This is a genomic window from Frankia sp. Cppng1_Ct_nod (genome assembly GCF_920656135.1).
In the GTDB taxonomy this organism is placed as follows: domain Bacteria; phylum Actinomycetota; class Actinomycetes; order Frankiales; family Frankiaceae; genus Protofrankia; species Protofrankia meridionalis.
Map to the genome: position 1 here is coordinate 1 of NZ_CAKKTK010000071.1, position 24,582 is coordinate 24,582.

Annotated in this window: 22 protein-coding genes; 20 read left to right on the forward strand and 2 right to left on the reverse strand. The window is 68.4% G+C overall.

Going from position 1 to position 24,582, the window contains the following annotated elements; genetic code table 11:
- Positions 1 to 133: 133 nt before the first annotated feature.
- Positions 134 to 769 (forward strand): Uma2 family endonuclease, encoded by a 636-nt coding sequence (locus NBW77_RS17510; RefSeq protein WP_242606078.1) that lies wholly within the window; start codon positions 134 to 136, stop codon positions 767 to 769.
- Here NBW77_RS17510 and NBW77_RS17515 read toward each other — a convergent pair.
- Complete coding sequence (locus NBW77_RS17515) at positions 667 to 2,205, reverse strand: IS1380 family transposase (RefSeq protein WP_250280025.1); 1,539 nt, start codon at positions 2,203 to 2,205, stop codon at positions 667 to 669. The genes NBW77_RS17510 and NBW77_RS17515 overlap by 103 nt on opposite strands.
- A gap of 231 nt (positions 2,206 to 2,436) precedes the next feature.
- On the opposite strand from NBW77_RS17515, the gene NBW77_RS17520 reads away from it, so the two are divergent.
- The 5 genes from NBW77_RS17520 to NBW77_RS17540 all read left to right on the forward strand — a co-directional run bounded on the left by NBW77_RS17520 (position 2,437) and on the right by NBW77_RS17540 (position 7,861).
- Positions 2,437 to 2,769: an integrase core domain-containing protein gene (locus tag NBW77_RS17520; protein ID WP_131748636.1), complete on the forward strand. Its 333-nt coding sequence runs from the start codon at positions 2,437 to 2,439 to the stop codon at positions 2,767 to 2,769.
- A gap of 614 nt (positions 2,770 to 3,383) precedes the next feature.
- Positions 3,384 to 4,448 carry a hypothetical protein gene (locus tag NBW77_RS17525; protein ID WP_131748656.1) on the forward strand — a complete coding sequence of 355 codons (1,065 nt, stop codon included), beginning with the start codon at positions 3,384 to 3,386 and terminating at the stop codon, positions 4,446 to 4,448.
- A gap of 650 nt (positions 4,449 to 5,098) precedes the next feature.
- The gene (locus NBW77_RS17530; RefSeq protein ID WP_131748634.1) at positions 5,099 to 5,368 is read left to right on the forward strand and encodes a hypothetical protein; all 270 of its coding nucleotides are present in this window, start codon (positions 5,099 to 5,101) and stop codon (positions 5,366 to 5,368) included.
- A 628-nt stretch (positions 5,369 to 5,996) separates the two neighbouring features.
- Entirely contained in the window at positions 5,997 to 7,082 is a 1,086-nt protein-coding gene (gene add / locus NBW77_RS17535) for an adenosine deaminase (RefSeq protein ID WP_131748631.1), read from the forward strand.
- The gene (locus tag NBW77_RS17540; RefSeq protein ID WP_131748628.1) at positions 7,079 to 7,861 is read left to right on the forward strand and encodes a demethylmenaquinone methyltransferase; all 783 of its coding nucleotides are present in this window, start codon (positions 7,079 to 7,081) and stop codon (positions 7,859 to 7,861) included. The genes add and NBW77_RS17540 overlap by 4 nt, the downstream gene beginning before the upstream one ends.
- Before the next feature lie 44 nt (positions 7,862 to 7,905).
- Here NBW77_RS17540 and NBW77_RS17545 read toward each other — a convergent pair whose 3' ends face one another.
- Positions 7,906 to 8,625 (reverse strand): dienelactone hydrolase family protein, encoded by a 720-nt coding sequence (locus NBW77_RS17545; protein WP_131748626.1) that lies wholly within the window; start codon positions 8,623 to 8,625, stop codon positions 7,906 to 7,908.
- Positions 8,626 to 9,152: 527 nt separating this feature from the next.
- On the opposite strand from NBW77_RS17545, the gene NBW77_RS17550 reads away from it, so the two are divergent.
- The 14 genes from NBW77_RS17550 to NBW77_RS17615 all read left to right on the forward strand — a co-directional run.
- Positions 9,153 to 10,484, forward strand: coding sequence for a geranylgeranyl reductase family protein (locus NBW77_RS17550; protein WP_131748624.1), 1,332 nt, complete (start codon positions 9,153 to 9,155; stop codon positions 10,482 to 10,484).
- Between the two features lie 449 nt (positions 10,485 to 10,933).
- The gene (locus tag NBW77_RS17555; RefSeq protein ID WP_502799498.1) at positions 10,934 to 11,296 is read left to right on the forward strand and encodes an NADH-quinone oxidoreductase subunit A; all 363 of its coding nucleotides are present in this window, start codon (positions 10,934 to 10,936) and stop codon (positions 11,294 to 11,296) included.
- Positions 11,287 to 12,060: a NuoB/complex I 20 kDa subunit family protein gene (locus tag NBW77_RS22540; RefSeq protein WP_131748622.1), complete on the forward strand. Its 774-nt coding sequence runs from the start codon at positions 11,287 to 11,289 to the stop codon at positions 12,058 to 12,060. Before NBW77_RS17555 ends, NBW77_RS22540 begins: the two co-directional genes overlap by 10 nt.
- Positions 12,057 to 12,734, forward strand: a complete 678-nt coding sequence (locus NBW77_RS17565) for an NADH-quinone oxidoreductase subunit C (RefSeq protein WP_131748620.1) — start codon at positions 12,057 to 12,059, stop codon at positions 12,732 to 12,734. Before NBW77_RS22540 ends, NBW77_RS17565 begins: the two co-directional genes overlap by 4 nt.
- Positions 12,735 to 12,780: 46 nt before the next feature.
- Positions 12,781 to 14,244, forward strand: a complete 1,464-nt coding sequence (locus NBW77_RS17570) for an NADH-quinone oxidoreductase subunit D (RefSeq protein WP_131748618.1) — start codon at positions 12,781 to 12,783, stop codon at positions 14,242 to 14,244.
- On the forward strand, positions 14,244 to 14,927 hold the full coding sequence (gene nuoE, locus NBW77_RS17575; protein WP_131748616.1) for an NADH-quinone oxidoreductase subunit NuoE: 684 nt from the start codon (positions 14,244 to 14,246) through the stop codon (positions 14,925 to 14,927). The genes NBW77_RS17570 and nuoE overlap by 1 nt, the downstream gene beginning before the upstream one ends.
- 2 nt (positions 14,928 to 14,929) lie before the next feature.
- Entirely contained in the window at positions 14,930 to 16,288 is a 1,359-nt protein-coding gene (gene nuoF / locus NBW77_RS17580) for an NADH-quinone oxidoreductase subunit NuoF (RefSeq protein WP_131748614.1), read from the forward strand.
- 5 nt (positions 16,289 to 16,293) lie between these two features.
- Positions 16,294 to 18,846 carry an NADH-quinone oxidoreductase subunit G gene (locus NBW77_RS17585; RefSeq protein ID WP_250280026.1) on the forward strand — a complete coding sequence of 851 codons (2,553 nt, stop codon included), beginning with the start codon at positions 16,294 to 16,296 and terminating at the stop codon, positions 18,844 to 18,846.
- Positions 18,843 to 20,159: an NADH-quinone oxidoreductase subunit NuoH gene (gene nuoH / locus NBW77_RS17590; RefSeq protein WP_131748612.1), complete on the forward strand. Its 1,317-nt coding sequence runs from the start codon at positions 18,843 to 18,845 to the stop codon at positions 20,157 to 20,159. The genes NBW77_RS17585 and nuoH overlap by 4 nt, the downstream gene beginning before the upstream one ends.
- Positions 20,160 to 20,162: 3 nt before the next feature.
- Positions 20,163 to 20,753 carry an NADH-quinone oxidoreductase subunit NuoI gene (gene nuoI, locus NBW77_RS17595; protein WP_242606077.1) on the forward strand — a complete coding sequence of 197 codons (591 nt, stop codon included), beginning with the start codon at positions 20,163 to 20,165 and terminating at the stop codon, positions 20,751 to 20,753.
- Entirely contained in the window at positions 20,750 to 21,547 is a 798-nt protein-coding gene (locus tag NBW77_RS17600; RefSeq protein WP_131748610.1) for an NADH-quinone oxidoreductase subunit J, read from the forward strand. Before nuoI ends, NBW77_RS17600 begins: the two co-directional genes overlap by 4 nt.
- Positions 21,544 to 21,843 carry an NADH-quinone oxidoreductase subunit NuoK gene (nuoK, locus tag NBW77_RS17605; RefSeq protein ID WP_131748608.1) on the forward strand — a complete coding sequence of 100 codons (300 nt, stop codon included), beginning with the start codon at positions 21,544 to 21,546 and terminating at the stop codon, positions 21,841 to 21,843. Before NBW77_RS17600 ends, nuoK begins: the two co-directional genes overlap by 4 nt.
- A gap of 125 nt (positions 21,844 to 21,968) precedes the next feature.
- On the forward strand, positions 21,969 to 23,957 hold the full coding sequence (gene nuoL, locus NBW77_RS17610) for an NADH-quinone oxidoreductase subunit L (RefSeq protein WP_131748650.1): 1,989 nt from the start codon (positions 21,969 to 21,971) through the stop codon (positions 23,955 to 23,957).
- Position 23,958: 1 nt separating this feature from the next.
- A partial coding sequence (locus NBW77_RS17615) for a proton-conducting transporter transmembrane domain-containing protein (RefSeq protein WP_284346947.1) occupies positions 23,959 to 24,582 on the forward strand: 624 nt, incomplete at its 3' end.

Genomic DNA, 24,582 nt, shown 5'->3' on the forward strand with positions numbered 1-24,582 from the left:
GCGCGGCACTGCGAGGCTGTGTCCCTGATGCGGTGCGCGCACGCGGCCGTGCGCCTGGGATCTACGCTGGGACGAGTGGACCGCGGTCCACCGACGTCGTGGACGTCCGACGATCAAACCTGGCCGGGAGGCGATGGTGACGACGGCCCTGCCGGAGGACAGCTGGCTGCGTGACCTGCGCCCGCAGCCCGCGCGCGTGACAGCCGCGGAGTATGAGGCGCTATCGGAGGAACTCGCACGGGCAATCGAGATCGTCGACGGCTACATCGTGTTCTGCGAGGCCCCCACCCCGGATCACCAGACCGCCGGCCGGCGGCTGGCCAACCTCCTGGAGCGGCACGCCCGGGACGCGGTGAAGTCAGGCCGGTTCGGCTGCCTGACGGTCAACAACGACGTGGACCTGCGGCTCCGCGACATCCCACTGCTCAACCGCCGGCCCGACGTCATCCTCTACCGCTGCCTCGACCGCGACCGCGGCGAACGGCTCCGCGCCGAGCACGCCCTGCTCGTCATCGAGATCGTCTCGCCCGGCTCGGAGACTCAGGACACCACCGACAAGCTCGGCGAGTACGCCCGCGCGGGTATCCCGCACTACTGGATCACCAGGCTCGACAACGACGGCGTCACCAGCATCGAACGCTACGCACTCGACCGCGCCAGCATGCTCTACAAACACCTCGGCACCTTCATGAAGGACGAGGCCAGCGGCCCTCCCGAGATCACCAACCCCATCCCGATCACCATCACCTGGGACGACCTGACCTTCTGACCTACATCCGTCAGTAGCGCTGTCGAAGATCGTTGACGGCTCAGGATGGGCTGGCCGGCGTGGCGCACCAGCCGGCCGGGGACCAGGAGCAGGTCGCGGCGGAGACGGGCGGCGTGCGCGCGGCCGGTGTGCTGGTCGTAGCCGGTGATGGCCTGCAGCAACGCGGAGATCCAGCCGGCGAGGATCGCCGCCCACATCCAGACCCGGTTGATCGTCGGGTCGGCGGAGGGCAGGTGCCGTAGTCCCGCGCCGAGCTTGTGTTCCTTGATCCTTGTTTCGACGTCGGCGCGGCCGCGGAACCACCACTCGACGGCGACGATCCCGTCGGGCTCGTCGGCGGGGATGTTTGTGACGAGGAAGCTGACGGCCCAGCCGTGGTCGGCGACGCCGTCGAGCATCAGTTGTAGCTGGCCGGTCGGGATCGTGCGTCGCCGCCGGGAGCGCGGGTCGGTGGAGACCTCGTCGGCGCGGACCTTCACCCGTCGCACGATCGTGTAGGTGCCGGCCGGGGCACCGGCCGGGGCGTAGTCGCAGGCGGCGACCTGCGCGCCGCGCATATCGCGGGCGTCGACCCACCGGTCTTCGGGGATGGCGGCATACGCCCGCCACAGCGCCTGGCTGCGCGGCGCGGCGATCGCGAAGTCGCCGCCGGCGGCGACCATGGCACGCATGAACCCGGCCGAGAAGAAGCCGCTGTCACACCGGAACAGCGGCGGCGCGCACACCGCATCAGGCAGCACCGCCAACGCCCGACGCATCAGGGCGGTCACGAACGGCCGCGGGTCCTGGTTGCCGGCGAGCAGCTGGGCCGCCAGCGTCAGCCCGGTGCGCGCCCAGCTGACCAGCAACGGCCGGCCGGCCCTCTTCCCGTCGTGGGTATAGGCGACACCGCGCTTCTGACGGCCGTAGACCTCCACGTCGGCCGAGTCGCAGTCCAGCGTCGGACGGTGCGCGACAAGCTCCGCGCGCCGCTGCGCCGGCAGGAAGCCCATCATCCGCTCGGCGACCTCGGCCAGGCCGACCTCGATCCCGGCGAGCTGGACAGGGCCGAACCGCCCGGCGAGCCGGGCCGCGGTCCCCGACGGGGCGAACGGCACCGGCGCAAGCCACGCCCCCGCCGCATCCGCCCGCGACCGGTCCAGCCCGGCCAGCGACGACTCACCCTCCAGCTGGCTGGTCGCCATCCCGACAACCAGCTCGGCGCCGCTCAATCCCCGGTCCCGCTGCTTGATCGGTCCAATCCCGCCATCCAGCGCCCCGACGAGGTCGAGCCGGTCGACGACCTCGGCGACCGCGACCAGCCCCGCCGACCCCGTCACCGTCGGGTCCGGCGTCCCGATCCGCACCCGCTCCCGCCGGCGCCGCACCCGGCCCGGCACCCGCGACAGCCCTGCGGCCGGCTTCCGTGACGACGCGGCGCCGCGTATCGTGTCCACCTGACGGGTGCCTTTCGCCTGGGATCCTCGGTTGGCTTCGCAACCCCGATTTTCCCTGTGCGACAGGCACCCGATCACTTTCTGCGGCCAACGTCCGACCAACCCCACGCCGTTACTGGCGAATCTAGGTCTGAGATCAAGTGCCGCAGGTAGGAACAGGGTCGCCCACGTAGCGCCACCAGTTCCCGCTTGTCCCAGGATGCGCGGCGGAAACCGTGGTCACCCACCTCGATGATGTTCGTCGCCAGCTTCGACGAGGTCTTCGCTGACGAGGGCATTAGGATCATTAGGACACCGGTTCAGGCGCCGCGCGCGAACGCCTTCGCCGAACGCTGGGTGCGCACCGTCCGCGCCGAGTGCCTGGACTGGACCTTGATCTGGAATCGGCGCCACGCGGAACAGGTCCTGTCGATCTACGTCAAGCACTACAACACCGCTCGGCCCCACCACGGCCTCGCCCTCGACATGCCCGATCGGCCGGCCTCAGCCGGCGATCCGAGCGGCCCGATCAGACGCGTCGACCGCCTCGGCGGCCTCCTCCACGAATATCAACGAGCCGCCTGATCAAGCACCTGACCAGCGAGATCGCATACTTGCACCCTTCAGGGTACGGGCAGGTAGCTTGCCGTCCCGGCGCACCCCAGAATCGGCGGCCAGGACGCGGTCGGCACGGGCCGGGTCGACGCCGCAGGGCCGTGGTCTCGTGACGGTGCCACGACCGTCGACGAGGCACCTACATCAGCTCAAGATGGTAACAACTCGGGCATCGATGTAGACATGCGCTAAAGGTTGTCATTAGGGTCGAAACGGCTGGGGGCCCGACCCGCGCGACCTCGCGGTCGCGTAGACACGACAACGGAGAGCTCATGCCCCTGTCCGCCCCCAGCGCCACGTTCGCGCGACCACGCCGTGCCACAGCTCGACCATCGCAGCCCCCGCGTCCCCGGCGGCCCGCCGCGGTCCTGCTCGGAATTGGCATGACGCTCTGCGTGGCCACCGCGTGTAACCCGATCAAGGCGCCCGCATCCGCGGCTGGCCCTTCGCCGACGCCGACGGTTTCGTCGGTAACCACGCAGCCCGTTACCACACCATCGGCCTCCTCATCGGCCTCATCGGCTGCCAGTAGCACCCCGGGCGAGGCGTCGCCCACCGGTGGCGGCGGCTCGACCAAGACCTTCATGGGCAGCAGCACGGTGCTGGTCGGCGGCTCGATGTCCGACGCCTCGATGTCCGCCGCTCCGTTCGACCTGCAGTACAGCTACGTGCACAGCCGGCCCGCACCTACGCCGGCCGCGTACACGGCGGCGCGCTGCGATCCGGCATGGTCGAACTGGTGGGGGTGCTGGACCGGCCCCACCACCGCACCCGGTACTCAGATCGCCGTGCGCGAGAACTCCGTGGCCAAGGCGACCTACCAGGGCAAGGCGCACCCGCAGAGGATGGTCTGGGACTGGTACTCCTTGATCGACGTCGCAGGTATGGCCGGCCTGAGTGAGGGCCCGGACGAGGTCAAGGTCATCAACAACGCCGACCTGCTCGGCCAGTACCTGAACGACTACCGGTTCTTCCTGCAGAAGATCGGCACGTCGCAGGACCTGATCGACCTTGAGCCGGACTTCTGGGGCTTCGCCCGATCGCTGGGCAATCTGCACCAGGTTCCGGCGCAGGTGAGGTCGGCGAACCCGACCGATTGCGGCTCCCAGGAGAACAGCGCCTCCGGCCTGGCCAAGTGCATGATCGCGATGACCCGCAAGTACGCGCCGAACGCCGGCGTGGGCCTGCACATGTCCTGCTTCGACTGGCAGAGCAACATCAAGAAGTGCCAGAGCGACTACGTCGACCTCGGCGCCAACGCCGGCGACTTCCTGGTCACCGACATCTCCGACCGGGACGCGGGCTGGTACGCCCAGCCGGCGCACGGGGGCAAGGACACCTTCTGGACCGACCAGAAGGCCGCCACCGCCCTGAGCTTCTACAAGACGATGGCCGAGACGGTCGGCAAGCCGGTGGTGCTGTGGCAGATCCCGGTGGGAAACATGACGCAGAACAACACGCCCAGCCACTACCAGGACGACAAGGTGGACTGGCTGTTCTCGCACATGACCCAGGTGGCCGATGCCCATGTCGCAGCCCTGCTGTTCGGCGCGGGATGGTCCGAACAGACCACGCCCGAGACCGACGGCGGCAACCTGATCAACAAGACGATCGCCTACCGCAACTCCGGAGGCGTCGCCCTCAAGTAGCCAGCGCTAGGTAGGCGCTCACCTGCGGCCGGACCCGGCCCCCAACCCCTGTCGGGACCGGGTTCGGCCGCGTTCGTCTCGACCCCGACCGTGTGGGGTCTCACAACCCCGATCCGCCCGGTGACCTGCTGGTTTGCCAGCGGAAGTCACCAGGTGGTGGGCAAACTCGATGGGCATGATCTGGTCATTGATGTACGCGTTGACCCGGCGTGCGGTGGATCTGACCTAGATTCGCCAGTAGTGGCTGACGTTGGGGGTTCGTAGATCGTCGGAACGTGAGCGGGTGCCTGCCGTGCAGGGAGAATCGGGGTTACCACACCTACCGATGAAGCCCTGACGAGAGGCACCCGCCGGGTAAACAGACTACGCAGGTCGACCGTGTCGAGGAAGCGGGCCCCGAGGGTCCGGATCGGGCGGCCGGATCCGACGTTGACGGGGATGGCGGGACTGGCCGCGGTCACCGAGTTGGTCGACCGGCTTGGCCTGGTCGAGGCGCTGGATGCGGGGATCGGGCCGCTCAAGCGGCGGGTCCGGGGCCTGACTGGTGGACAGTTGCTGGTCGGGATGGCGGTCAGTCAGCTGCGGGGTGAGTCGTCGCTGGCGGGGCTGGACCGGTCGCGGGCGGACGTGGCGGGTGGCTGCTGGCGCCGGTGGGGTTCGCGTCGTCGCGGACCGCGGCGCGGCTCGCCGAGCGGTTCGGCCGCGCGGCCGCCGAAGCCGTCGCCCGCCTCGTCCCCCGCAAACTCCCACCCACACCGAAACCCGACGCCACGGCGCCACCCGACCCGGCCGAACCCCCGCCGGCCGACATCACACCCACCGACCCGGCGACACCCACCGAGACCGGGCCAACCGAACCCCCGACACCACCACAGACCACGCCGCCGCCAGAACCACCGACCTACGACTTCGGACTCTGAACCACAGCGGCCACCAGCCCGACGACTGACCTTCGGCGGCGAGCGAACCAGCCGGCCGTCGTGGTACGGCGGTTGGCAATGCCGAACAAGCCATGCCCACTGCTTCTCGGCCGACTTCCCGTCGCCGTCCCGGTCATGCCCAGATCAGCGGCCAAGCCCGCCTCGGTGCACCGCCTGGGCACCGGCGGAGGCGGCAATGGAATCTCGCGCGACGGTACGGCCGGAACAGGACACGGACCGAACCGTCGACCGACGCGCCCGATTCCTCAATCTGGACGCCGCGAGGGCGGCCAGCACCGAGGCCGACGACCACGGGGCGTCACCAACCTTGATCGGTTACGCCCGGACACGCTCGACGCGTCCGGACACGAACCGCAACCGCCAAGAATGGTTGCCGTCGCAACGGCATCAGAATGGCATCAGAACGACCTACAGCAAGTCCGCGGCGATGCATCGCAGCAGGTCAGCCTGGGTGGGGCGGGTGGGGCTCGAACCCCCGACCGAGGGACTATGGGCCGGTCATCCGTCCGGAACGGGCGGGTGAGGATGCTGTCACCTGGGGGAGATCTTTCGGGGGTAATGCGCCGACCCGGTGCGGGAGACGTCCGGCTAGCCTGACGGGGTGACCGTGGCCACCGGACCGAAGATCGAACTGCATGTCCACCTGGAGGGCACCGTTCGCCCGGCGACGCTGCTCGCGATGGCCCGGCGCAACGGGGAACCACTGCCGGCGACAACGGTCGAGGGTCTCACCGAGCTCTACCGGTTCCGGGACTTCGACCACTTCATCGAGATCTGGATCCTCACCACGCACGTGATGCGCACCGCCGAGGACTTCCGCCAGGTTGTCGTCGACTACGCGGCCGAGGCGTCCGCACACGGCGCTGTCTACATCGAGGGGATCTTCTCTCCGTGGTTTCGGGTACAGCGCGGGATCTCCTGGGAGGAGATCTTCCACGGGTATGCCGACGGCGTGGCCGAGGCCCGCGAACGGTACGGCCTGGAAATGCGCCTCACCCCGGACGTCGACCGCATCCTGCCACCGGAGGCGGCCTGCGAGGTGGCACGCCAGGCGGTACGGTTCCGTGACCGGGGGATCGTCGGCCTCGGCCTCGGTGGACCGGAAGTCAACCATCCGCCCGAGCCGTACGCGCGGGCGTTCGCCATCGCCGCCGACGGTGGCCTTGCAGCCGTCCCCCACGCCGGGGAGACCAGCGGGCCGGACTCGATCCGCGGCGCTTTGGACGCTTTGGGTGCCCGTCGCATCCGCCACGGAATCCGTGCCGTGGACGATCCTGATCTCGTGGTCGAACTCGTCGAGCGTGGCATCGTCCTGGATGTGTGCCCCGTGTCCAACCTGCGGACCTCCTCGGTGGAGTCGCTCGCGGCGCATCCCCTGCCGGCCCTCGTCGCCGCGGGGGTGCGCTGTTCGCTCGCCACCGACGACCCGGCCATGTTCGATACCGACCTCGGGCGTGAACACACGGTGGCCGCGGCACTGGGCGTGCGCGCCCGCGACCTCTACGAGGCCGGAGTCGCCGGGGCGCTGTGCGACACACCGACACGGGAGCGGCTTGCGGCGATCGGGGCCGGCGCCGACTGGGACGGCACGCAGGCCGCGCTCGACCGTGCCGCCGGGACCGACTCGCCGGCCGCCGGTGTCATCGCGATGGCTTCCGCCGACGGCATCGGCACCGGCACGGTGTTCCAATGAGCGGTGTTCCCGCGAGCGGTGTTCCCGCAGGCAGGGCCGGGTTGGAGAAACGACCGGACGAGGTCGCGGCCATGTTCGACGGCGTCGCGCGCCGATACGATCTGACCAACACGGTGCTGTCCGCCGGCCTGGACAGGTCCTGGCGCAGTGCGACCGCGGACGCACTGGACCTGAGCCCGGGGCTTCGGGTACTTGATCTTGCTGCTGGTACCGGTACATCGTCACTGGCATTCGCCGCCCGCGGAGCCGGCGTCGTGGCCTGCGACTTCTCCCTTGGCATGCTGAGGGTCGGGCACCGGCGTCTCGCCGAACGGGCAGACCCGGCGGACAGGGTCGCCCAGGCCGGCAGGGTGACCGCGGGCACCGGCGGCCGTGTCACCCTGGTCGCGGGGGACGGGCTGACGCTGCCGTTCGCGGGCGCATCCTTCGACCGGGTGACGATCTCGTTCGGCCTGCGCAACGTCGTCGACGTTGATGCCTGTCTCGCGGAGCTGCTGAGGGTGACCCGACCCGGGGGACGCCTGGTGGTCTGCGAGTTCAGCCGGCCCACCTGGAGGCCGTGGCGCACGGTCTACACGGAGTACCTGATGCGGGCGCTGCCCGGGCTCGCCCGAGCGGTCAGCAGCAGCCCCGACTCGTACGTCTACCTGGCCGAGTCGATCCGGGCCTGGCCGGACCAGGCGACCCTTGCCGCACGCATCGCCGGCACAGGCTGGACGGGGGTGGGCTGGCGTAACCTCACCGGCGGCATCGTGGCTCTGCATCGAGCCACCCGGTAACCCGCCCGGGGCCGGTCCAGGTAAAAGATCGGCAGGGGCGGCGATCAGACTGGAACGTGGGTGTCAAGCCAGGCCAGTGCGCGGACCCAGGCGTCCTCGGCAGCCTTCGCGTTGTACGCCGAGGGCCGGGCATCGCAGTGGAATCCGTGGCCGGCGTCCGGATAGCGGATGATCTCTGTGGGCACGGCCGCGTTCTTGACGGCTGATCGCATCGCTTCGACCTGCTCCACCGGAATACCCGGGTCCAGGTCACCGAACAGGCCAAGCCACGGGGCCTGAAGTCGGGCCGCCACATCGACCAGGGGTGCTTCACCGAATCTGCCTTCGGCGATGCCCCCGCCGTAGAAGCTGACAGCAGCCCCGAGCGGACGATGGGCAGCCGCGATCGTCGCGACCGTTCCGCCTATGCAGAAGCCGACCGCCGCGATGCGGTCGACCGCGGTTCCCTCGTCGGCGAGCAGAGCCATGCTCGCGTCGATGTCCTCAAGAATGTCGAGGGTGTTCAGCGCCTGCATGGCAGGCCGGATCGCGGTGAAATCCCCGTCATAGGAGAACACCGGGGAGCCCTGACGATGGAAGAGCGCGGGTGCGATGGCACGCCAGCCGGCTGCGGCGAACCGGTCGCACACACCCGTGAGGTACGCGGTCAGTCCGAACGCCTCCTGGACGACGATGGTCCCGCCTCGGGGGACGCCGGCCGGATGGGCGACGAACGCTTCCATGGGCCCGTCCGCGGTGGACAGTGTCACGGTCTCGCGGCTCATCCCTGCTCCTGTCTGGTTTCTTCCGCGGCCGTCGACGACACCAAAAATCACCATCGTGTCGTTTTGGCCGGTTCTCGCTTCTGGAGCCTCCGGCGACACGAGGAGAGCCATGAGCGTGTCGCCTTTGGCCGGTTGTGGGCCGAGGGGATCGCATGAGATTTCCGCGACTCGTGTGTTGCCGTACCCGCCTGCGGGATCGTCACCCGTTTCGGCGCGTAATCCCTGGTTGATCTTACCGTCCAGGTGAACCGCCCGGTCGGCGGCGGCGAGATCCTGACCGGCCCTCGATGGCGTTCAGGCCAAACGTAGATCATATTATCGGATGCGTACGGTTATTGGTTGCTTCCCATCGGTGGGTTTCGTTGATGGGTGGGTTCCTCTTCGCGCGACGCGTGCACCTTCGGGTCCCCACACCTGTGCCAACGGTCGGCGCAAGGCCTAGACTCGCCGTTGCGCTCGTGAAAACGTTCACGAGCGGCAGTGTGGACGAGTAGGAACAGACCGGCGATCCGGAGCGGTGTGTGATCATGACAGCGGCCCAGGCCGAGCACGCCGATGTCATCGTTGTGGGTGCCGGACCCGGCGGTTCGGCGGCCGCGTATCACCTGGCCCGGACCGGTCTTGACGTCGTCCTGCTGGAAAAGACCAGCTTCCCGCGGGAGAAGGTCTGTGGTGACGGGCTGACGCCACGAGCCGTTCGCAGCCTCATCGAGATGGGTATCGACACCGGTTCCGATCCGGCAGGCGAGCCGGGTGGGCATCTGGATGAGCGGGCGACCGGTGACGGTTCCGGGTGGGCTCGAAACCGTGGTCTGCGTATCGTCGGCGGCCGGGTGCGGCTCGAACTGCCGTGGCCGGAACTCGCGAACTGGCCGGATTACGGCCTCGTCCGGCCCCGTCTCGACTTCGACGAGTTGCTGGCCCGCCATGCCGAGAAGGCCGGTGCCCGGTTGCGGGAGCAGACCGCCGTCACCGGTCCGATCCTCGACGAACGTACCGGCCGTGTGATCGGCGTCCGGGCGAAGACCGGACGCGGTGGGGATCCGCTGCGGTTCCACGCTCCGTTGGTGATCGCGGCGGATGGCAACAGCGCGCGGATGGCCCTGTCGGTCGGCATCCGGCGCCGCGAGGACCGCCCGCTCGGCGTTGCGGTGCGTCGGTACTACCGCAGCCCCCGCACGCACGACGACTTCCTCGAATCCCATCTGGAGCTGTGGGAGGGCGCGCCCGGCGCAAGCCGGCTACTCCCCGGCTACGGATGGATCTTCGGTGTGGGGGATGGTACGAGCAACGTCGGGCTCGGTCTGCTCAACACCACCACCGCCTTCCAGAACACCGACTACAAGGACCTGCTGCGACGGTGGCTCGGCGGGCTCCCGCCGGACTGGGGCTACACCGAGGAGAACGCGACCGGCCCGGTTCGCGGTGGCGCGTTGCCGATGGCCTTCAACCGCGCACCGCACTACCGCGATGGTCTCCTGCTCGTCGGGGACGCGGGTGGAGTGGTCAATCCGTTCAACGGCGAGGGAATCGCCTACGCGATGGAGTCGGGACGGCTCGCTGCCGAGGTGGCCGTGCAGGCACTGGCCCGTTCTCACGGCCTGTCGCGTGAACGGGCGTTGCAGGCATACCCACATGTTCTTCGCCAGCGGTATGGCGGTTACTACACGCTTGGCCGGGTGTTCGTCCAACTGATCGGAAACCCGACCGTGATGCGGACGGCAACCCGGTACGGGCTGCCGCGGCCGACGCTCATGCGCTTCACCCTGAAGCTGCTGGCGAACCTCACCGATCCGCGGGGAGGTGATGCGCTGGACCGGCTGATCAATGCGATGTCCCGTCTCGCGCCCGCGGCCTGAGTGCCTGCGCCGATGCCGGGCGCCGGTGGGCGATTTCTCAGTTGAACCCGCCGCCGGATCGTCCGGGTAGCGATGTTCGTATCCTGTTCGGCACAGGTGCGACACGCGTCCGCTGATATGCGTGTCTTTCTGCGGGACCGGGTGGTCGACGCGGCCCGGCCGGCGGCGAACTGTCTGCTGGTGGTTCGAGCCTGCGTAGGCGAGCGCGGCAGCGCGCCCGAGGGACATCACCCGTCGCGGGAGTGGCGAAACCGGCCTGAACCTCCGGATCGGGCGTCGCGTAGGCTCCCTGGCGCTACCCGCCCGCTGGATTCGATATACACGGTGAGTGGGGGTGGGCACCTACAGCGCCATCCGACCACTCACCTTGCGCCACCTGCGAACTGCCCGCCACCTGCGAACTGCCGTCGGCACGTCCCGCACCAGACCTGGAGAGAGAGGAGCCCGGCATGCTGTCGAACTACGTGCCGATCCTCGTACTTTTAGTGATCGCGGCAGCGTTCGCGATCGGATCTGTGATCATAGGTTCGCTGGTCGGCCCAAAGCGGTACAACCGCGCCAAGCTCGACGCCTACGAGTGCGGGATCGAGCCGTCGCCCGAGCCTGCTGGTCCACACCGGATTCCGGTGAAGTTCTACCTGACCGCGATGCTGTTCATCGTCTTCGACATCGAGATCATTTTTCTGTATCCGTGGGCGGTTGCCTTCGGTAGCCTGGGGATCTTCGGCCTCGTCGAGATGGTGCTGTTCATCGCCACCGTTTTCGTCGCCTATGCGTATGTGTGGCGACGTGGAGGCCTGGAATGGGACTAGAAGAGAAGCTGCCCGGCGGCTTGCTGCTGACCACCGTCGAGAAGATGGCCAACTGGTCGCGGCGGTCCTCGCTGTGGCCGGCGACCTTCGGTCTGGCCTGCTGCGCGATCGAGATGATGTCGACCGGAGCCGGCCGCTACGACCTCGCCCGGTTCGGGATGGAGGTGTTTCGGGCCAGCCCCAGACAGGCCGACCTGATGATCGTTGCTGGTCGGGTGAGCCAGAAGATGGCCCCGGTGCTGCGCCAAATCTACGACCAGATGCCCGAGCCCAAATGGGTCCTGTCCATGGGCGTGTGCGCGAGCAGCGGTGGGATGTTCAACAACTACGCCATCGTGCAGGGCGTCGACCACATCGTCCCGGTGGACATGTACCTGCCGGGCTGTCCACCGCGTCCGGAGATGCTCATGGACGCCATCCTGAAGCTGCACGAGAAGATCCTCGCCGGCACGGTGACGGGCAAGCTCGAGTACACGAAGATCGGCCAGTCGCCGTACCCGAAGCCGATCGAGGTCGCCACCGCCCGGGCCGGCCTGCCGGCCGGCGCGGTGGACACCGAAACGCTGTCGGTCAACGACCGCAAGCGGTTCCGGCTCCCGGTCGGCGCCCCGCTTCCGACCGGAGCCGGCGCGGTCGAGCCGTTGCTGGACGCCCGCCGACCCGCCGCGATCCCACCCGGTTCGGTGTTCGGCCGGACGAAGCGGCAGCCACCGGCCGACACCGCGGCCGACACCGCGGCGCCCGACCGCGAGGCACGGCCATGAGCGGGATCGTGGCGGCTCCGGGCACGGGCGAACCGCGTCGGCATGACGCCTTCGGGGCGTCCGGGTCCGGGGACACCTCCGGTTTCGGTGGCCTCGCCGAGCATCCGCCGGTCCTGCACTCGACTCCGCGGCCCTTCGGTGACACCAACGCCGATACCGTCTACGACACCTTGGAGCGCTCCTTCCCACAGCTCGCCGACGCGCTGGAGCGGGTGGTCGTCGATCGTGGTGAGCTGACCCTGCACGTGCGGCGCGACTATCTGCTCGCGGTCGCGCAGAGCCTGCGTGACGACCCGGGCCTGCGCTTCGAGCTGCTGTCCGGGGTCTCCGGCGTCGACTATCCCGACGATCCGACCGGACGCCGGCTGCACGCCGTCTACCACCTGCTGTCGATGACCTGGCGCCGCCGTATCCGCGTCGAGGTCGCCGTCGCCGACGCCGACCCGGTGGTCCCGAGTGTCATGGGCGTCTGGCCGACGGCGGACTGGCACGAGCGGGAGACCTTCGACTTCTTCGGCATCGTCTTCTCCGGCCGCGACGGCCTGACAAGGATCATGATGCCGGACGACTGGGTCGGCCACCCGCAGCGTAAGGACTATCCGCTCGGTGGCGTGCCCGTCGACTACAAGGGTGCGCAGGTGCCGGCACCGGATGCTCGGCGGAGCTATTCATGACCGGCCGTTCCGACCAGCCCGGTCGTCCTTACCAACGAGGTGCGTTATGACCACCCACGCGTCCGAGAAGTTCACGGCATCCGCGACGGTCGGAGAATCGGCAGCCGGCGGTGTTCCTGGATCCGGCGGTGTTCCTGGATCCGGCGATGACGCGCCCGGCAACGGCGGCGTTCCTGAGTACGGCGACGCCTATGACGCCTATGAGGCCGGTTTCACCGAGTCGGCAAGCGGCCGGGTCTACACGGTCACCGGCGGTGACTGGGAGCAGGTACTCGGCGGCGGTGAGGACTACAACGAGCGCCTCACCGTCAACATGGGCCCGCAGCACCCGTCCACGCACGGGGTGCTGCGTCTCGTCCTGGAGATCGAGGGCGAGACGGTCATCCAGACCAGGGTGGTGATCGGCTACCTGCACACCGGGATCGAGAAGAGCTGCGAGTTCCGTACCTGGACGCAGGCGGTCACCTTCCTCACCCGGGCCGACTACCTGTCGCCGTTGTTCAACGAGACGGCGTACTGCCTGGCGGTGGAAAAGCTGCTCGGTGTCACCGAGGAGATTCCCGAGCGGGCCACCGTCATCCGCGTGCTGGTGATGGAACTGCAGCGGATCGCCTCGCACCTGGTGTGGCTCGCCACCGGAGCGATGGAGATCGGCGCCACCACGGGAATGATCTTCGGGTTCCGGGAGCGAGAGAAGATCCTCGACCTTCTGGAGACGATTACCGGCCTGCGGATGAACCACGCCTACGTCCGCCCCGGAGGGCTGGCCCAGGATCTTCCCGACGGGATTGTCCGCGACATCCAGGACTTCCTCGCCGACATGCCCAAACGGATCAAGGAGTACCACGCTCTGCTGTCCGGGCAGCCGATCTGGAAGGGCCGCATGGTCGACGTCAACTACATCGACGCGGCCAGCTGCATCGCACTCGGGGTGACCGGGCCGGTGCTGCGCGCGGCCGGGCTTGCGTGGGATCTGCGCAAGACCATGCCGTACTGCGGCTACGAAACCTACGAGTTCGACGTTCCGACCTCGTTGGACGCCGACTCCTACGCCCGTTACCTCGTCCGGTTGGACGAGATGGGCGAGTCGTTGAAGATAGTGGAGCAGTGTCTGGACCGGTTGAAGCCCGGTCCGGTGATGATTGCCGACAAGAAGATCGCCTGGCCGGCGCAGTTGTCCATCGGCACCGACGGGATGGGCAACTCCCTCGACCACATCCGCAAGATCATGGGTACCTCGATGGAGGCCCTGATCCATCACTTCAAGCTGGTCACCGAAGGCTTCCGGGTGCCCCCCGGGCAGGTGTACACCTCCGTGGAGTCGCCTCGCGGAGAGCTGTCCTACCACGTAGTCAGCGATGGCGGCACCAGGCCGTACCGCGTCCACGTCCGGGAACCCAGCTTCGTCAACCTGCAGGCGGCCCCCGCGATGACCGAGGGCGGGCAGGTCGCGGATGTGATCGTCGGCGTGGCGTCCATCGACCCTGTCCTGGGGGGAGTTGACCGGTAGTGCCGCTCACCGAGGAGACCCGCGTCGCCGCGCGGGACATCATCGCCCGATACCCGCAGGGCCGGTCCCGATCCGCGCTGCTGCCGATGCTGCATCTCGTGCAGGCCGAGGACGGCTGTGTCACGTCCGAGGGCGTCGAGTTCTGCGCCACCGAACTCGGCATCACCCAGGCGGAGGTCAGCGCGGTCGCGACCTTCTACACGATGTACAAACGCCGGCCGGTCGGCGACTGGCTGGTATCGGTCTGCACCAATCTGTCCTGTGCGCTGCTCGGCGGGGAGGACGTCTACGCCCGGATCTCGGCTGATCTCGGGGTCGGCCACGACCAGACCACGCCGGACGGCGCGATCACACTGGAACACGCCGAGTGTCTGGCGGCCTGCGACTACGCGCCCGTGATGACCGTCAACTACGAGTTCTTCGACCAGGTGGACGCGGACTCCGCGAGCGAGATCGTGGACGCGCTGCGCCGCGGCGAGCGCCCGACCCCGACCCGCGGCGCACCTCTGTGCACCTTTGCCGAGGCGTCCCGCCAGCTCGCCGGTTTCCCGGACCCGCGTCCGGGCGCGGTGGCCGGTCCGGGTGTGGGCGAGCCATCCGTGGCGGGTCTGCTGGTCGCCGACGCGGAAGCGGTCGCGCAGGCCGGCGGCACGCAGGTTGACCCTCCAACGAAGGGGAGCTGACCATGCCGGTCACCCCGGTCCTCACCGGACGCTGGAACACCCCCAGGTCCTGGACGCTCGCCACCTACGAACGCACCGACGGCTACCGGGCGCTTCGCCGCGCGCTGGAGATGAGCCCGGACGAGATCATCGGGATCGTCAAGGACTCCGGACTGCGTGGCCGCGGCGGCGCGGGCTTCCCCACCGGCATGAAGTGGAGCTTCATCCCACAGGGCGACGGCAAGCCGCACTACCTGGTCATCAACGCCGACGAGGGCGAGCCCGGCACCTGCAAGGACGCGCCGCTGATGATGGCCGACCCGCACTCGCTGGTCGAAGGCATCATCATCGCGTCCTATGCGGTCCGGGCGAACCACGCCTTCATCTACCTGCGCGGGGAGCTGGTGCACTGCGGGCGCCGGCTGCGGGCCGCGGTCGCCGAGGCCTATCGGGCCGGCTACCTGGGTCGTGACATCCTCGGCAGCGGGTTCGATCTGGACCTGGTCGTCCACTCGGGTGCCGGCGCCTACATCTGTGGCGAGGAGACGGCCCTGCTCGACTCGCTGGAGGGCTGCCGCGGCCAACCCCGGCTGCGCCCGCCCTTCCCCGCGACGCACGGGCTCTACTCGTCCCCGACAGTGGTCAACAACGTCGAGACCATCGCCAGCGTCCCCTACATCATCCGCCATGGTGTCGAGTGGTTCCGGTCGATGGGCCGTGAACGCTCGCCTGGGCCGAAGATCTACAGCCTGTCCGGGCACGTGACCCGCCCGGGTCAGTACGAGGCGCCGATGGGAACCACCCTTGCCGAGCTGCTGGAGATGGCCGGTGGTATCCGCGGCGGGCGGCGGCTGAAGGCGTGGACTCCCGGTGGGTCCTCGACGCCGATGCTGACCGCGGACCATCTCGACGTCCCGCTGGACTTCGAGGGCGTGGCCGAGGCCGGTTCCCTGTTGGGCACGGCCGCCATCATGATCATGGACGAGACCGTCGACATGCTCAAGGTCGTCCGGCGCCTCACCCAGTTCTATGCGCACGAGTCCTGCGGCAAGTGCACACCGTGCCGCGAGGGGACCACGTGGATGGTGCAGATCCTCACCCGCCTGGAACGGGGAGCCGGTGACGCGGAGGATGTCGACACTCTCGTCGACGTCTGCGACAACATCTTCGGCCGGGCCTTCTGTGCGCTCGCCGATGGCGCGACCTCGCCGATCGTCTCCGGGATCAAGTTCTTCCGGGACGAGTTCATCTCGTCCACAACCGCGGCCGCATCCGGCGGTTCCGCGTCGGCGGGCCACAACGCCACCGGCTCGGCCGCGACCGACTCCGCCGCCACTGCCAGCGTCGCCGGCAAGCCGGACGCCCTCGCGGGAGCTCACTGATCACTATGACAACCGTCCCGAAGAGCGGCGCCTCGCCGCAACCGGCCACGCCCGCGCCGCCGGACCTCGTTACCCTGACCATCGACGACCTGGCGGTCAGCGTCCCCAAGGGCACCCTGATCATCCGTGCGGCCGAGCTGCTCGGAATCGAGATCCCGCGGTTCTGCGACCATCCGCTGCTTGATCCCGTCGGCGCCTGTCGGCAGTGCATCGTCGAGGTCGAGGGCCAGCGCAAGCCGGTCGCCTCCTGCACGACGACGGTGTCCACCGACATGGTCGTACGCACCCAGCTCACCTCGCCTGTCGCGAAGAAGGCGCAGGAAGGGACGCTGGAGTTCCTGCTGCTCAACCATCCGCTGGACTGCCCGATCTGCGACAAGGGCGGTGAATGCCCGCTGCAGAACCAGTCGATGGCGAACGGCAAGGCCGTCTCCCGGTTCAAGGAACCGAAGCGGACGTATCCGAAGCCGTTGGCGATCTCCACCGAGATCCTGCTCGACCGGGAACGCTGCGTGTTGTGCGCCCGGTGCACGCGGTTCTCCGCGCAGATCGCCGGCGACGCCTTCATCGAACTGTTCGAGCGGGGTGCCAACGAGCAGGTCGCGGTCAGCGAGAGCGAGCCGTTCGCGTCCTACTTCTCCGGCAACACCGTGCAGATCTGTCCGGTGGGAGCGCTGACCAGCGCGGCCTACCGCTTCCGCGCCCGGCCGTTCGACCTCGTCTCCACGCCGACCACCTGCGAGCACTGCGCCGACGGATGCGCGCTGCGGACCGACCACCGCCGTGGCAGGGTGATGCGCCGGCTCGCCGCGGACGACCCGGCCGTCAACGAGGAGTGGAACTGCGACAAGGGCCGGTTCGCCTTCACCTACGCCGGCGGCGCCGACCGGCTGCGGACCCCACTGGTCCGCGACGACTCCACCGGTGAGCTCGTCGAGGCCTCCTGGACCGAGGCACTCGCCTTCGCCGCCCGGGGGCTCGCGGAGTGCCGGGACCGCCATGGCGTTGCCGTCCTCACCGGCGGCCGGCTCACCCGTGAGGACGCCTACGCCTACGCGAAGTTCACCCGGCTCGCCCTGCGGACCAACGACATCGACTTCCGGGCCCGGCCCCACTCGGTGGAGGAGGAGGAGTTCCTCGCCCACGCCGTCGCCGGCACCGGCATCGGCGTGACCCACGCCGATCTCGAGGCTGCGCCGGCCGTGCTGCTGGTCTGCCTGGAGCCGGAGGACGAGGCGCCGATCACCTTCCTGCGGCTGCGCAAGGCCGCGACCAGGCGGGGCACGGCGGTCTTCTCGGTCGCGCCGCTGGCCACCCGGGGCCTGGCGAAGATGGCCGGGACACTGCTGCCGGTCGTCCCCGGTGGGGAGGCCGCGCTGCTCACGGCGCTCGCGGACGGTGGGGACTCTCCGGCCGGCGGGGCGCTGCGGGCTCCCGGTGCCGTGATCCTGGTGGGGGAGCGTGCCGGGGAGTCCTCCGGGACGCTCACCGCGGCGCTGCGTCTGGCCGAGGTGACCGGGGCCCGGCTCGCGTGGGTACCACGGCGGGCCGGCGAGCGTGGCGCGCTCGCGGCCGGAGCCCTGCCCTCCCTCCTTCCCGGTGGCCGGCCGGTCGTGGACGCGGCGGCGCGGGCCGAGGTCGAGGCTGTCTGGGGTGCGGCCGTTCCGGCCGGGCCGGGACGGGACACCGCCGGCATCCTCGCGGCCGTGGCCGCCGGTGAGCTCGACGGGCTCGTCATCGCCGGCGTCGACGTCGAGGATCTGCCCGACCCGGCCGCCGCGCTGGAGGCGATCGCGTCCGTGCCGTTCTGCGTGTCGCTGGAGGTACGCCGGTCCGCGGTCGCGGAGATCGCGGACGTGGTCTTCCCGGTCGCGCCGGTGGCGGAGAAGGCCGGGTCCTTCGTCAACTGGGAGGGACGCCTGCGTGCCTTCCAACGGGCTCTGGACACTCCGGCCGTCGCCGACCTGCGGGTGCTGCACATGCTGGCCGCCGAGATGGGCGTCGCTCTCGGTGTCGGTGATCCCGGTTCGACCGCCCGTGAACTCAGCCGGCTCGGCCGGGCGGGCGCCGAGGTCGGCCGGGCTCCCGCGCCGGGCGCCGCATCCTGCCCGCCACCCCGACCGGCCGCCGGTCAGGCGGTGCTGGCGAGCTGGCATCAGCTGATCGACGACGGCCGGATGCAGGACGGTGAACCGTACCTCGCGGGTACGGCCCACCCACCGAAGGCCAGGCTGTCGGCCGCTACGGCCGCCGAGATCGGCGTGGCCGCCGGCGACCCGGTCGCGATCACCAGTGGTCGGGGAACGGTCGTTCTTCCCTTGGAGATCACACCGATGCCAGACCGGGTGGTGTGGATTCCGACCTTTTCGCCCGGGTCGCACGTCCGTCGGTCGCTTGCGGGGAGTACCGGCGAGGTGGTGGGTGTCGGTGCGGGCGTCTTCGCCGCGACCAACGGCCACGGTGCGGTTGACGGCCACTTCGACGGCCATCTCGCCGTTGAGGTCGCCGTTGAGGTCGATGTCGTTGTCGGCGGGCGGACTTCCGGAGGTCGGTCATGAGCTTCGCCGCATCATCGTTCCCGCCGGCGCTGGCCGCCGCCGGCGATCCGGACCTGTCGGTCTTCGGTGGCGACCCGTTCTGGTTGATCCTCCTCAAGGCCGTCGCCGTGTTCGCGTTCCTGCTGCTGATGACGCTGTTCGCGATCGTTTTCGAGCGCAAGGTCGTCGCCCGGATGCAGCAGCGGATCGGCCCGAACCGTCATGGTCCCAAGGGTTGGCTGCAGAGCCTCGCCGACGGCGTGAAGCTCATGCTGAAAGAGGACATCATCCCGGTTCTCGCGGACCGGCCGGTTTTCATCCTCGCGCCCATCGTCTCCGCGATCCCGGCATTCCTCGCGTTCGCGGTGATCCCGTTCGGGCCCGAAGTATCGATCTTCGGTCACCACACCGCCCTGCAACTCGCGGACCTGCCGGTCGCGGTCCTGTTCGTGCTGGCCGCGTCCTCGCTGGGCGTGTACGGGCTCATCCTCTCGGGATGGGCAAGTGGGTCCACCTATCCGTTGCTGGGGTCGTTGCGGTCGGCAGCCCAGATCATCTCCTACGAGGTGGCAATGGGATTGTCCTTCGTCGCGGTGTTCCTCAACTCGGGGACGCTGTCGACGTCGGGCATCGTCGCGGGCCAGCGTCACTGGTGGAACGTGGTGCTGGTGCCGTCCTTCATCATCTACTGCATCGCGATGGTCGGCGAGACCAACCGGACGCCGTTCGACCTTCCCGAGGCCGAAGGCGAACTGGTCGGCGGTTTCCACACCGAGTACAGCTCGATCAAGTTCGCGTTCTTCTTCCTCGCCGAGTACATCAACACGGTCACCGTGTCCGCGGTGGCGACAACGCTGTTCCTCGGCGGATGGCAGCCACCACCGATCCCGTTCCTCTCGCACTTCGACACCGGCTGGTTCCCGGTGATCTGGTTCGTGCTGAAGCTGCTGGCGTTCCTGTTCCTCTTCATCTGGCTGCGTGGCACGCTGCCCCGGCTGCGGTACGACCAGTTCATGGCGTTCGGCTGGAAGGTGCTCATCCCGACCGGGCTGGTCTGGCTGCTCGCCGTGGCAACGTTCAAGACCTACCGGGAGAACGTGACCGACCGGACGCCGTGGCTGATCGGCTTCGGGATCGTCGTGGGCGTTCTGCTTGTCATCACGATTGCCGATCCTGGTGCGCGTAAACATCAGGAGCGTCTCGACGCCGCCGAGCGGGAGCGTACGGCGAACGCCCCCAGCCTGGACCGCATTCCGTGGCCCCCGCCGGCCGCCGCCAGCCCGAACCGACCGTCGTCCGTCATCACCGCGGGTGGACCGCGTCAGGAGAGCTGAGCCATGGGGATCCTCGACCCCTACAAGGGATTCGGTGTCACCTTCTCGACAATGTTCAAGAAGCCGACGACCGAGCAGTATCCGGAGGAGAAGAAGCCGACCGCGCCTCGCTTCCACGGACGACACCAGCTCAACCGGCATCCCGACGGGTTGGAGAAGTGCGTCGGATGCGAACTGTGCGCATGGGCCTGCCCGGCGGACGCGATCTATGTGGAAGGCGCGGACAACACCGACGAGGAGCGCTACTCCCCGGGGGAGCGTTACGGACGCGTTTATCAGATCAACTATCTGCGCTGCATCCTGTGCGGGTTGTGTATCGAGGCGTGCCCGACCCGGGCGCTGACCATGTCGAACGACTACGAGCTCGCCGACGACAGCCGTTCCGATCTCATCTTTACCAAGGAGCAGCTGCTCGCCCCGTTGCGCGAGGGGATGACAGCACCGCCGCATCCGATGTTCCTCGGTGACAGCGAGACGGACTACTACACATTCGACCCGAACCGCACGGGTCCCTTCGATGCTTCCGCGGCTGCGGTACCCGGGTCCGCCTACCCGGACGAGGCCCGCGCCGAGGGTTCGGAGCTGGCCCGATGAACGGACAGATCCTCATCTCCGCGGCCGGGGAGTTCACCCGGACGTCCACCGGCGAGGCCGCAACATTCTGGATTCTCGCACCGGTCGCGGTCCTCGCGGCACTGGGTATGGTGCTTGCCCGTAACGCCGTGCACGGGGCGCTGCTGCTGGTCGCGAATCTTTTCTGCCTGGCCGTGTTCTACATGCTGCAGGATGCCCCGTTCCTCGGTTTTGTGCAGATCATCGTGTACACCGGGGCAATCATGGTGTTGTTCCTGTTCGTCCTCATGCTCGTGGGCGTGGACTCCTCGGACTCCCTGGTGGAGAACCTGCGCGGTCAGCGGATAGCGGCAATCATTCTCGGGGCCGGGTTCGCCGGACTACTGGTCTTCCCGATCGGCGGGGTGATCGAGGGAACCCGCGCCGCCGGGCTCACCGCAGCCAACGACGGCGGCAACATCCAGGCGATTGCCCGGCTTCTGTTCACCGACTACGTGTTTGCCTTCGAGATCGTGTCCGCGCTGCTCATCATTGCCGCGGTCGGCGCCATGGTGCTCGGCCACCGCGAGCGTGTCGGCGGAAAGGTCACGCAGAAGGAAATGCTCAGGCGACGGTTTGCCACCGGCGGCCCGGTCACCCCCGTCGCCGGGCCCGAGGTGTACGCGCGCCCCGACGCACCGAGGGCGCCATCGGTGCTGCCCGGACCGCCCGCAGATCTCCCGGCGTTGCCGCCGGAGAGTTCTCATGGCCTGTCTGCGCGTGGTAACGGCAACGACTCGCGTCCGGTCGGAGCCGGGAAGGGGACGAACCGGTGAATCCCGCGAACTACCTGATCCTGTCCGGCCTGCTGTTCAGCATCGGCGCGGTCGGCGTCCTGCTGCGGCGTAACGCCATCGTGGTGTTCATGTGTATCGAACTGATGCTCAACGCGGCGAACCTGACCCTGGTCACGTTCTCCAGAATCAACGGAACACTGGACGGGCAGATCATCGCCTTCTTCGTGATGGTGGTTGCCGCCGCTGAGGTGGTGGTCGGGTTGGCGATCATTCTTGCGATTTTCCGAACCCGCAGGTCCGCGTCCGTGGACGACGTGAACCTGCTTAAGTACTAGCCGGCCGATCGACGGCTGTGGTGCCAGGCGCAGTGACGAAATGGTGGCCGGAACTCCGGTTACGGCAGAACGGACGATGAGTGCAGTGACGCATATACACCATGGCCGTGCACGCGGTCGCGGCCATGCGGCCGGTTGCCATGCACACGGTTGCGAGGTATGCCATGCCGCATGAGGCCCAGTACGCGGCCGCCAGCGGCTCGTTCTCGGTGATGTGGCTGCTGCTGGTGCTGCCACTGGCGGGGGCGGCGATCCTGCTCCTGGGGGGACGCCGCACGGACCGGTGGGGCCATCTGCTGGGAACCGGGGCCTCCGCCGCGAGTTTTGTCGTCGGGCTGGTGCTGTTCTTCGGGCTGCTGGGCCGTAGCGGTGACAACCGGGCAGTCTCCCAGCACCTGTACTCGTGGATTCCGGTCAATGGCTTCCAGGTGGACGCCGGGCTGCTGTTCGACCAGTTGTCCGCGGTGTTCGTGTTGCTGATCACCGGGGTGGGGACGCTCATCCACATCTACTCGGTCGGCTACATGGCACATGATCTCGAGCGGCGGAAGTTCTTCGCCTACATGAACCTGTTCCTTGCGTCCATGTTGCTGCTCGTGCTCGGTAACAACTTCCTCGTCCTCTACGCGGGCTGGGAACTGGTCGGGCTCTCGTCCTACCTGCTCATCAAGTTCTGGGAGTACAAGCCTGCCGCGGCGACCGCCGCGAACAAGGCCTTCTACATGAACCGGGTCGGCGACGTGGGGCTGGCGCTGGCAATCATGCTGATGTTCGCCACGGTGGGAAGCACGAACTACGACACCGTGTTCGGCGCGGCGGCCGCAGGTGTCATCGGTTACGGGACGCTGACCGCGATCGCCCTGTTGCTGTTGCTGGGCGCCTGCGGAAAGTCCGGTCAGTTCCCGTTGCAGGCGTGGTTGCCGGACGCGATGGAGGGCCCGACCCCGATCTCGGCGCTCATTCACGCCGCCACCATGGTGACGGCTGGGGTGTATCTCATCGCCCGGGCCAACCCGGTCTTCACGGGCAGCCAGGCGGCCCGGACCGTTGTGGTCGTCATCGGCGCCGGCACGATTCTGATCGGCTGTGTCATCGGATGCGCCTACGACGACATCAAGAAGGTGCTGGCCTACTCGACGGTGAGCCAGATCGGGTACATGTTCCTGGCGGTCGGACTCGGCCCGGCAGGTTACGCGCTCGGCATCATGCATCTGCTGGCGCACGGATTCTTCAAGGCGGGACTCTTCCTCGGGTCGGGCTCGGTCATCCACGCGATGAACGACGAGCAGGACATGCGAAAATACGGTGGTCTGTGGCGACTGATGCCGGTCACCTGGGTGACGTTCGGCCTGGGCTATCTAGCCATCATCGGTTTCCCCGGTCTGTCCGGGTTCTTCACCAAGGACAAGATTATTGAGGCGGCCTTCGACAAGGGGGGTACCAGCGGGTACCTGCTGGGAACGGCTGCGCTGCTCGGCGCGGGTATCACCGCCTTCTACATGACGCGGCTGTTCCTCATGACCTTCCACGGTGAGCGTCGCTGGTCGCACGACGGACCCGAGGCGAAGCATCCCCACGAGTCCCCGACCGTCATGACCGGGCCGATGGGGGTGCTGGCCGTCGGCTCGGTGTTCGCCGGCGGGCTGTTCGTCCTCGGCGGCTCCCTGCAGAACTGGCTGGCACCCGTGGTCGGGGAGAGCGTCGAGACCGGCGCCCACACGATGTCCCCGGCGGTTTTGACCGCCCTCACCCTGGTCGTCGCCGCCGGCGGCTTCGCCGGTGCCTACCTGCGCTATCAGCTTCGCCCGGTCGAGGCGGTCGCCCGGCCCGACTCCGACGTCGGCCTGGTCACTGTCGCCGCTCGACATGATCTATATGCGAACACGTTCAACGAGGCCGTGTTCATGCGCCCGGGTCAGTACTTCACCCGGTTCCTGGTCTGGCTGGACACGGTCGGGGTGGACGGCGTGGTCCGGGGCACCGCCGCTGCGGTCGGCGGGCTGTCCGGACGGCTGCGCCGCACCCAGACCGGGTTCGTCCGCTCCTACGCGTTGTCGATGTTGGGAGGTGCCGTCCTCGTGGTCGGCGCGCTTTACCTGGTAAAGGCCGGATGACGTGAGCACCTTTCCCTGGCTGACGGTCCTGCTGGTTGTCCCGGCCGTGGCGGCGGTGGTCGTCGCGGCCGTACCGCGGAGGTTCTCCACCGCGGCCAAGCAGATCACCCTTGCGGTCACGCTCGTGGAGTTCGTGGTGGCGCTGCTCGCGACCATCACGTACGAGCCGTCGCGGGCCGGTTTCCAGTTCGCCCAGAAGTACTGGTGGATCAAGCAGTTCGGTGTCTCCTACTCGGTGGGCGCCGACGGGATCTCGCTGGTGCTCATCCTGCTCGCGACGCTGCTGGTACCGGTTGTCGTCCTGGCCTCCTGGGACGAGGTGCAGGCTCCGGGTGCGCAGGCTGCGGGCACGGGGGTTGCGGGTGCCGGCGCATCGACGGCGAGTCGGCGCAGCGTCCCCGCCTTCTTCGCGCTGCTGCTCGTCCTGGAAGCGGGGATGGTCGGTGTCTTCGCGGCAACCGACGTCTTCCTCTTCTATGTCTTCTTCGAGGCCATGCTGATCCCGATGTACTTCCTGATCGGCAGTTACGGCCCGGTCAAGGAGCAGGCGCAGCGGTCCTACGCGGCAGTGAAGTTCCTGCTGTACAGCCTGTTCGGTGGGCTGCTGATGCTCGCCGCGGTGATC